This is a genomic window from Bacteroidota bacterium (assembly GCA_016706255.1).
Lineage (GTDB): Bacteria > Bacteroidota > Bacteroidia > Chitinophagales > BACL12 > UBA7236.
Map to the genome: position 1 here is coordinate 19386 of JADJJZ010000004.1, position 7622 is coordinate 27007.

10 protein-coding genes are annotated in these 7622 nt (G+C 36.7%); 6 read left to right on the plus strand and 4 right to left on the minus strand.

Features of this window, described 5'->3' with window-relative positions; genetic code table 11:
* Positions 1 to 519: 519 nt before the first annotated feature.
* Positions 520 to 756: a T9SS type A sorting domain-containing protein gene (locus tag IPI65_08280; GenBank protein MBK7441513.1), complete on the minus strand. Its 237-nt coding sequence runs from the start codon at positions 754 to 756 to the stop codon at positions 520 to 522.
* Positions 753 to 3035: a putative metal-binding motif-containing protein gene (locus IPI65_08285; GenBank protein ID MBK7441514.1), complete on the minus strand. Its 2283-nt coding sequence runs from the start codon at positions 3033 to 3035 to the stop codon at positions 753 to 755. Before IPI65_08285 ends, IPI65_08280 begins: the two co-directional genes overlap by 4 nt.
* 200 nt (positions 3036 to 3235) lie before the next feature.
* Here IPI65_08285 and IPI65_08290 point away from each other — a divergent pair, with 200 nt between their 5' ends.
* From IPI65_08290 to IPI65_08305, 4 genes are all read left to right on the plus strand, one after another.
* A complete protein-coding gene (locus tag IPI65_08290) occupies positions 3236 to 3538 on the plus strand; it encodes a winged helix-turn-helix transcriptional regulator (protein MBK7441515.1) in 303 nt (100 codons plus the stop codon).
* Between the two features lie 69 nt (positions 3539 to 3607).
* Entirely contained in the window at positions 3608 to 4060 is a 453-nt protein-coding gene (locus IPI65_08295; protein MBK7441516.1) for an arsenate reductase ArsC, read from the plus strand.
* Positions 4053 to 4274 carry a hypothetical protein gene (locus IPI65_08300; GenBank protein ID MBK7441517.1) on the plus strand — a complete coding sequence of 74 codons (222 nt, stop codon included), beginning with the start codon at positions 4053 to 4055 and terminating at the stop codon, positions 4272 to 4274. The genes IPI65_08295 and IPI65_08300 overlap by 8 nt, the downstream gene beginning before the upstream one ends.
* A 73-nt stretch (positions 4275 to 4347) precedes the next feature.
* Positions 4348 to 4779, plus strand: coding sequence for a flavin reductase family protein (locus IPI65_08305; GenBank protein ID MBK7441518.1), 432 nt, complete (start codon positions 4348 to 4350; stop codon positions 4777 to 4779).
* Here IPI65_08305 and IPI65_08310 read toward each other — a convergent pair.
* Entirely contained in the window at positions 4774 to 5217 is a 444-nt protein-coding gene (locus IPI65_08310) for a hypothetical protein (protein ID MBK7441519.1), read from the minus strand. The two genes, IPI65_08305 and IPI65_08310, sit on opposite strands and share 6 nt — an antisense overlap.
* Before the next feature lie 549 nt (positions 5218 to 5766).
* Here IPI65_08310 and IPI65_08315 point away from each other — a divergent pair.
* Both IPI65_08315 and IPI65_08320 read left to right on the plus strand, forming a co-directional pair.
* Complete coding sequence (locus IPI65_08315; GenBank protein ID MBK7441520.1) at positions 5767 to 6450, plus strand: hypothetical protein; 684 nt, start codon at positions 5767 to 5769, stop codon at positions 6448 to 6450.
* A gap of 265 nt (positions 6451 to 6715) precedes the next feature.
* A complete protein-coding gene (locus tag IPI65_08320; GenBank protein MBK7441521.1) occupies positions 6716 to 6898 on the plus strand; it encodes a hypothetical protein in 183 nt (60 codons plus the stop codon).
* Positions 6899 to 7345: 447 nt separating this feature from the next.
* Here the strand turns inward: IPI65_08320 and IPI65_08325 are convergent, their stop codons facing one another.
* Entirely contained in the window at positions 7346 to 7483 is a 138-nt protein-coding gene (locus IPI65_08325) for a hypothetical protein (protein ID MBK7441522.1), read from the minus strand.
* Between the last annotated feature and the right edge of the window lie 139 nt (positions 7484 to 7622).

The window sequence follows — 7622 nt, forward strand, 5'->3', positions numbered from 1 at the left end:
CAGGAGGAAACAGCCCACAAAGAACACAAAGAATTTTTCGAAAAATTTAATTATACAATTTATTGAAAATTAATCACAATAAATAACAATTTTAGCCGAAATTTCCGGACCTTGTGTGTATTTCCTCTGTGTTGCTCCGTGGTCTCGGCTGTTTAAATAATGTCAATTTTAGAAAAAAGAAAAAGTCATAAACCTAATTCAATCTTTTCGATAAACCACTCAGTATTAATTTAATTCCACCTTTAACAGCCGAAACCACAAAGTGCACGGAGGAAACAGCCCACAAAGAACACAAAGAATTTTTCGAAAAAATTTAATTATACAATTTATTGAAAATTAATCACAATAAATAACAATTTTAGCCGAAATTCTCCGTGACCTTTGTGTGTATTTCCTCTGTGTTGCTCCGTGGTTTCGGCTGTTTAAATAATGTCAATTTTAGAAAAAAGTAAAAGTCATAAACTTAATTCAATCTTTACGATAAACCACTCATTACTCATCGCTCATCACTCATCTTCATCATTGTTTCACAAATATTTGCTGAAAAATTTCTGTTTCGCTTAACAATTGCAAATAATAAATGCCTGCAGGTAAATTTGCTACATCTACCGTTTCGTTTTGCCAGTTATTTATTATTTGAACAATTTCACCTGCGCTGTTAATTATTTTTAAATCAGCAATATCAATATTTTTGGCAACGATATTTAATTTATCGGAAGTTGGATTTGGGAAAATGGAAATATTATTTGACGTCAACTCTCTCCTTCTTTACACGTAACCAACACTGCAATAGCATTCGATAATTTAAAACATCCGGTGGCGGTTTTTGTCACGCGACATTTATAATTACCCGTTGTTGTAGCCACATAAGTTGTTCCTGTTGCGCCTGGAATAGCTGCCGCACCTTTAAACCATTGATAGGTGCATCCACCCGAAGGTGTTTCTGTTAAAGTAACATTTCCACCTGGACAAAATGTTGTTGGTCCGCCTGCAGATATTATTGCTTTTGGATTTTTATTTACGGTAACAGTAATTATTGAAGAAGTATTTGTATCACAATCGGAGTAAGCCATACAAGTATAATTTCCCGTGGCATTAACCAATAATGATGCACTTGTTGCACCGGCGATATTTACACCATTCTTTTTCCATTGCAATGCATCGCCATTATGTGTAGCAGTTATTGTAACATTGCTGCCCTGACAAATTGTTGTTGGACCTGAAGCGGAAATTGTAACTGTTACATTTAAACCTTCATCAATATTTCCATCACAATTATCATCAATATTATTACATAATTCTGTTGCGCCGGGGTTAATTAAATTATTAGCATCATTGCAATCACCATTAGCTTCCACATAACCAGCAATACCCTCACAAAATAATTCGAAATCTGTTGGGTCACCGTATGAATCTCCATCATTGTCCGCATAAAATGTGATGAGTAAACCTTCGTCTACCGATCCGGTACAATTATCATCAACCCCATTACATATTTCAGTAGCACCGGGATAAATAGCAGGATTTGCATCATAACAATCGCCAATAATATCTGCATAACCTTCGGGTGCGGAGCATGCCAATATTGTTATTTCAGGAACGCCGAAACCATCACCGTCTGAATCACCATAAAAAATACTTTTCACGCCTTCATCAATTAATCCGTCGCAATCATCATCAAGTGTATTACAAACTTCGGTTGTTGCTTCACAGGTTGTCATTTTTACTAACCAAAAATCAAAATCACCATTATTATTTTCTGTTTTATCGCCACCAATTCCGCTATTTGATTTACCACCAACAACATAATCACCATCTACACATATACTTGCATCATAACCAAAATCATATCCTGTTGCCTGAATGGTTTCCTGCCCAACAATAGTTCCGGATAAATTTGTTTCGAGCATCCAATAATTAGCGGTTGCATCTCCGGCTTCTGTTTTATCACCACCAATTCCGGAATAAGAATAGCCGAATAAAAAATATTTATTTTCTGCTACATTAGGTACAATTTTAAATAAATAATCATCGGATGTTCCGCCAATGGTATTTTGCCAAAGGATATTTCCAGATGTATTGAGTTTCAAAATCCAATAATCATAAATACCGATTAATGCTTCCGTTTTATCGCCGGAAATTCCGGAACCGCTATAACCGCCAATAATGATACCTCCATCAATTGCCGGTACAACACTATTAGGCATGTCTGCATTATTTCCACCTATCGAATTTTGCCATAATACACCACCTGCTGCACTGAGTTTTAACACCCAAAAATCATAATTCCCTAAATTGGCTTCGGTTTTATCTCCGGTTGCACCACTTAATGAATATCCCAGCACAATACTGGTACCGTCAGGGTTACAATAAACAGATTTTGGATTATCAGCATTATTTCCACCAATGGTATTTTGCCATACAATATTGCCAACACTATCTATTTTTACTATCCAATAATCGCTTGAAGCATTATAGGGATTTTCAGATTTATCCCCGGAGATGCCAGAGAAGGAATAACCGGCAAGTATAAATCCACCATCATAAGTTTTAGCAATTTCATTGAGATTATCTGAACTATTCCCACCGATTGTATTTTGCCAAACAATATTTCCTGTTGCATCGATTTTAATTATCCAGTAGTCGGAAACACCAATTAGCGCTTCTGTTTTAACTCCCGTTGCTCCCGATTGACTTGAGCCACCTAATAAAAATCCGCCATCGTCGGTTTCTACAATGGAATATAAATAATCTTCACTGGAACCACCGTATGCTTTTTGCCATTCGATTGCACCGGCATCATTGTATTTTATTACCCAATAATCTGTAGCCCCGCATGATGCAACTGTTTTATTCCCACTGATTCCTGAGGTGGAAAATCCCCCGGTTATAACACCGCCGTCAGAAGTTCCCAGTACAGCATAAATTTCATCTGCTCCGCTCCCACCGGAATTGGATTGCCAGTCGATATTAATTTGAGCAAATAAGGTGAAACAAAATACGAGATTCAGAAAGAGGAGCGTAATTTTTTTCATGTGTGTTTGGTTTAAATAAAGTGATTTTAATAATCAAATATAGGCTTTCGGTTGTAAAAATAAAATGCGGAGGGGTTCTAAATGATAAGTGAAGGCGATTTTAAATAACTGCAAATACATCATCACTTAATCCGATTGAAACGGTTTCTAATGATGGTGATTTTGTTTATTCGCATATTCTATCGTAATATTGCGATATTATGGGACTAACTAAAGCAGAGGAATTTTCGGTAAAAGACAACCGTATTGCCAATTTCGCCAAGGCTTTGGCGCATCCGGCAAGGGTAGCCATTTTACGGATCCTGTTAAAAAAAGAAAGTTGTTATTGCGGTGATATCGTAGAAGAACTGCCCCTTTCGCAAAGCACTGTTTCTCAGCATTTGAAGGAATTGAAAGAAGCCGGAATCATTAAAGGCGAAATTGAAGGTGCTAAAATTTGTTATTGTATCGATGCAGCAGTCTGGGAGCAAATGCAAATGGTATTAGGCAATTTATTAACCTGACCGGTAGCAGATAATGACTGTTGCTGATTAAATTTATATTATCGTTATATTACGATTAAATCAAATTATATGCAAAAACCACGTGTATTATTTTTATGTATTCATAATTCGGCCAGAAGCCAGATGGCAGAAGCGTATTTAAAACGTTTTGGGGGGAACATGTTTGAAGTGGAGAGTGCCGGTTTGGAGCCGGGTGTTTTGAATCCTTTGGCAATTGCAGTAATGGCTGAGGAGGGCATGAATATTTCTGAAAACCCGACTAAAGATGTGTTTAGTTTACATGAACAGGGCAAATCGTTTAATTATGTAATCACGGTTTGTGATGCAAAAAATTCGGAGCGTTGTCCGGTGTTTCCCGGCATGCACAGTAAACTGGCCTGGGATTTTGAAGACCCTTCAGGTTTAGGTGGCACTTATGAAGAGAAGTTGGCTAAAACAAGAATGATTCGCGATATTATTAAAAATGCTGTGCTCGCATTTGTAGATAAATATGGTTTTGAAGAAGATAAATACAATGATTAATTCGCGTCGTTCAAAACTGGTTGTATTAATTGCAGGAATTTTTATTGCTGCAATAAGTTGCTTTTTTATTTGTCCGCCCGGTTCATTTATTCATGATACCCTACCCTACATTTTAGGTGTTTTCGGTTGGGCTGTTTTATTTATCGTATTTATTATCGATAAAAAGAACGGTGGCGCAAATTTCGAGCCGTATGACCCGGAACGTGATGTTTGAACATTCAGTTAATCCTCTTGTTCCAATAATATGCGCCGCCCCTGGAATATTGTAGATCAGCCAGTTTACAGCCTTGGCAACGTATGCTGATGCACAATTTAATATGAATATCTGCACTTATGTAACTGCAGTAAGTATGTTGCCGAAAATGTATGCCGTGGCAGTTTATCACAATACTAAAACGTTGTTTAATCTACAACACACAGATACAGCAGTATTACAATTATTAAGCACTGAGCAAATTAAACTAGTAAATATTTTAGGTAAAAAATCGGGGACTAATTACAATAAGGAAAATTACCTGCACAAGAAAAAATTAATTACAACTTGGCAAGGCTATCCTGTTTTAGAAAATGTTGCGGCTTTATTATTACTAAACAAAAAAACAGTTATTCCAAGTGGTGATCATGAATTGTTTTTGTTTGATGTAATTAAGTTTACAACGTTACAGGAAACAGATATTTTGACTTTTTCGAAACTAATAAATGCGGGTATTATTTTATAATAATATCCGCATTTTAGTAAATGAACAGCAACAACAATTATTTAAAATTTTAACCGAGAGTTTCATGAAAGCGTAATGTGCTTTACCGTTATAATTATCAGAAAAAACATTACTTAAACCGAAGTTGTATCCTGCATCTAAACTAAATAACAATAAATCAAATCCGGCACCAACGGTTCCGTCAATACGAACTTTAGCAAAATCTTCCGGAGCGAACGATAAATCGTTAACAGGAACATTAAGGACCAGTGATACATCCGGCCCTGCATATACACGCACATTTATTAAACGATCCGCTACGGGTATCAAATTTAAACCTGCATAAATCGGGAAATTCAGCATATGCCATCTCACTTCATCTGCATTGTAAATATCGTTTGAATCGTTTATTGAAAAATAGCTTTGGGTGGTAACATATTCGGAGACCGAACTGACCATATAAAATATTTCCTGAGCGCACATATGCACCTAATTGAAATCCGGTTCTTGATTCGGAAGAAATGGATGGTGATTCCATCGTTACATTTGAATAGTTCAAACCTCCATAAAAACCGGCGTTACTTTGACTGAATGCATGCAAATTCAATAGAATTGCGCTGCATATAAATAATATTTTTTTCATTTGACAAGGTTTTAGTGAGCATTCATATTATGTAGTCGAAAAATTGAACCAAACTTAAAATTATGTTAATATATACTCCTGAAATGCTTATTATAAAAGGCTTTCAGCGAATGCGCCGGGTTGGATTTCTATGATGCGATTTATTTATTTATTGTGGAATTTTCCCTCAATATGCTGATTAAACAGCTTATTGATGTACCAATGTGAAAAATTTACCGATACCAATTAAACAGCCGGATTTTTACGCTTACACATTCCAAGTTTGATCACAACCCAAAATATTGCGCAGCAATCCCATTAGCTAATTTGCTCACTGCCAAATTTGCTAATTAAACCCTTATCTTTATGTAATCGTATATACAATTATGAAAAACAGAATTATTTTATTCAGCCTTATGCTTGCTGCGATGTTTTCAGCCAACGCGCAGGTAACTATTATCGACAGTATTTTTACGGCGGTATTTATCGCAATTATCGCTTGTATGTGCCGGCTGCATATTCGGAGGATACACCTGCGCCGCTGGTATTTAATTTACATGGTTATACTTCTGATGCATTTGGTCAGTCGGTATAACAATTTTAATCCGATAGCAGATACTGCTGGATTTTTAACCGTAATTCCGAATGGCACATTAGATATTTTCGGCAACCGATATTGGAATTGTTTTATCGCCCCGGGAACAGGCGTTGATGATGTGGCATTTTTAAGTGCTTTAATTGATAGTCTGGACGCAGAATATAATATTGATTTAAATCGTGTTTATTCCACCGGTATGAGTAATGGTGGATTTATGAGTCATACGTTGGCATGTGAATTAAGTAATCGCATAGCTGCTATTGCGAGTGTTGCGGGGAGTATTGATGAAGATAGAATGCCGTTTTGCGACCCACAACATAATACACCCGTGATGCAAATTCATGGCAACGCAGATGGCACTGTACCTTATGATGGTGCTTTCGGATTTTTATCGGTTGACTCAGTTGTAAGTTATTGGGTAAACAAAATCGAATGCAACGAAGCACCAACATTTACAGCAATTCGGATTTAGTGCCCTCGGATTTATACTGCTGAGCATTGTATACAATGCATGTTAAAAGATATTAATGTTGGAATTATTTAAATTATTGATGGCGGTCATACATGGCCTGGCACAGCGGTTACATTTTTAGTGTTGCGAATTTAGATATTAATGCGTGCCGAGAAATTTGGCGGTTTTTTAGCCAATATAGATTGGATGAATTAACCGAATTGAAACAAATCCTTTATTAAAATGATATTAATATTTATCCGAATCGTTTACTGAAAATATTTATTTGAATAGCGAGAAAGGATTAATTGATTCGTGGATGTTGTATGATGTGATGGGGAATTTAGTTGCGGAAGATGATGTAGAGGGGGATAATTTAATTACGATTACCGGTGGGGATTTACAGGCGGGATTGTATTATTTGTATGTGAATGGGGAAGTGGGGATGCAGGTGGTGAAGATACAGTAGGAACCTGCCTACCGGCAGGCAGGCGCGGAACCCGCAGGCGGGTCGCTGATTTGGGTGGATTTAAACTGATTTTTTTTGGATGATATGTGATGATACTCGCTGATTTTTTTGGTGGATGTGTTTTTGAAAGGAACCTGCCACGGCAGGCAGGCACAGATTGAACGGATTTAACGGATAAAAAACGGATTTTTATAGGGTTGAATAATGTGAGTAAATCGAATTTGTAGGGGAAGTGCATCCGCCTCACAAAATACGATTTACGATTGATGTGATAAATTATTAAAATTTAAATCCGAGTCGGCCTTTTAGTTCGGGGGGATAATTCGGGAGTTTGTTGCGCTGGATTAAATAGCTGCTGAGGGAATGCGAATCTTTAAAAAATATAATGTTTGTTGAGCGCCTTGCAAATAATCTTTGCCTGAACCACGGTGCCAACACGGGAGCCAATCATGCGGTGAACCATGTTGATGTGACGGAAACGCCAGTGGCCATTTGTTCGTCGATATCCAATAAATTTGCATGAGCTGAAATGGCATTTGTAAAATCGGATTGCCACGATAATGAAATAAATAATGCATTACGCATTGCCTCACTGCTTAAATTAGTATACTCACTTTATTTTCGCTTAAAAATATTTTTTCAAACGTTTCGATATTCTGTTTTCACCTTCAACTAATGTTGATGGATTAGGCTTTCAGATAATCATTCCAAAATGTATGATAAC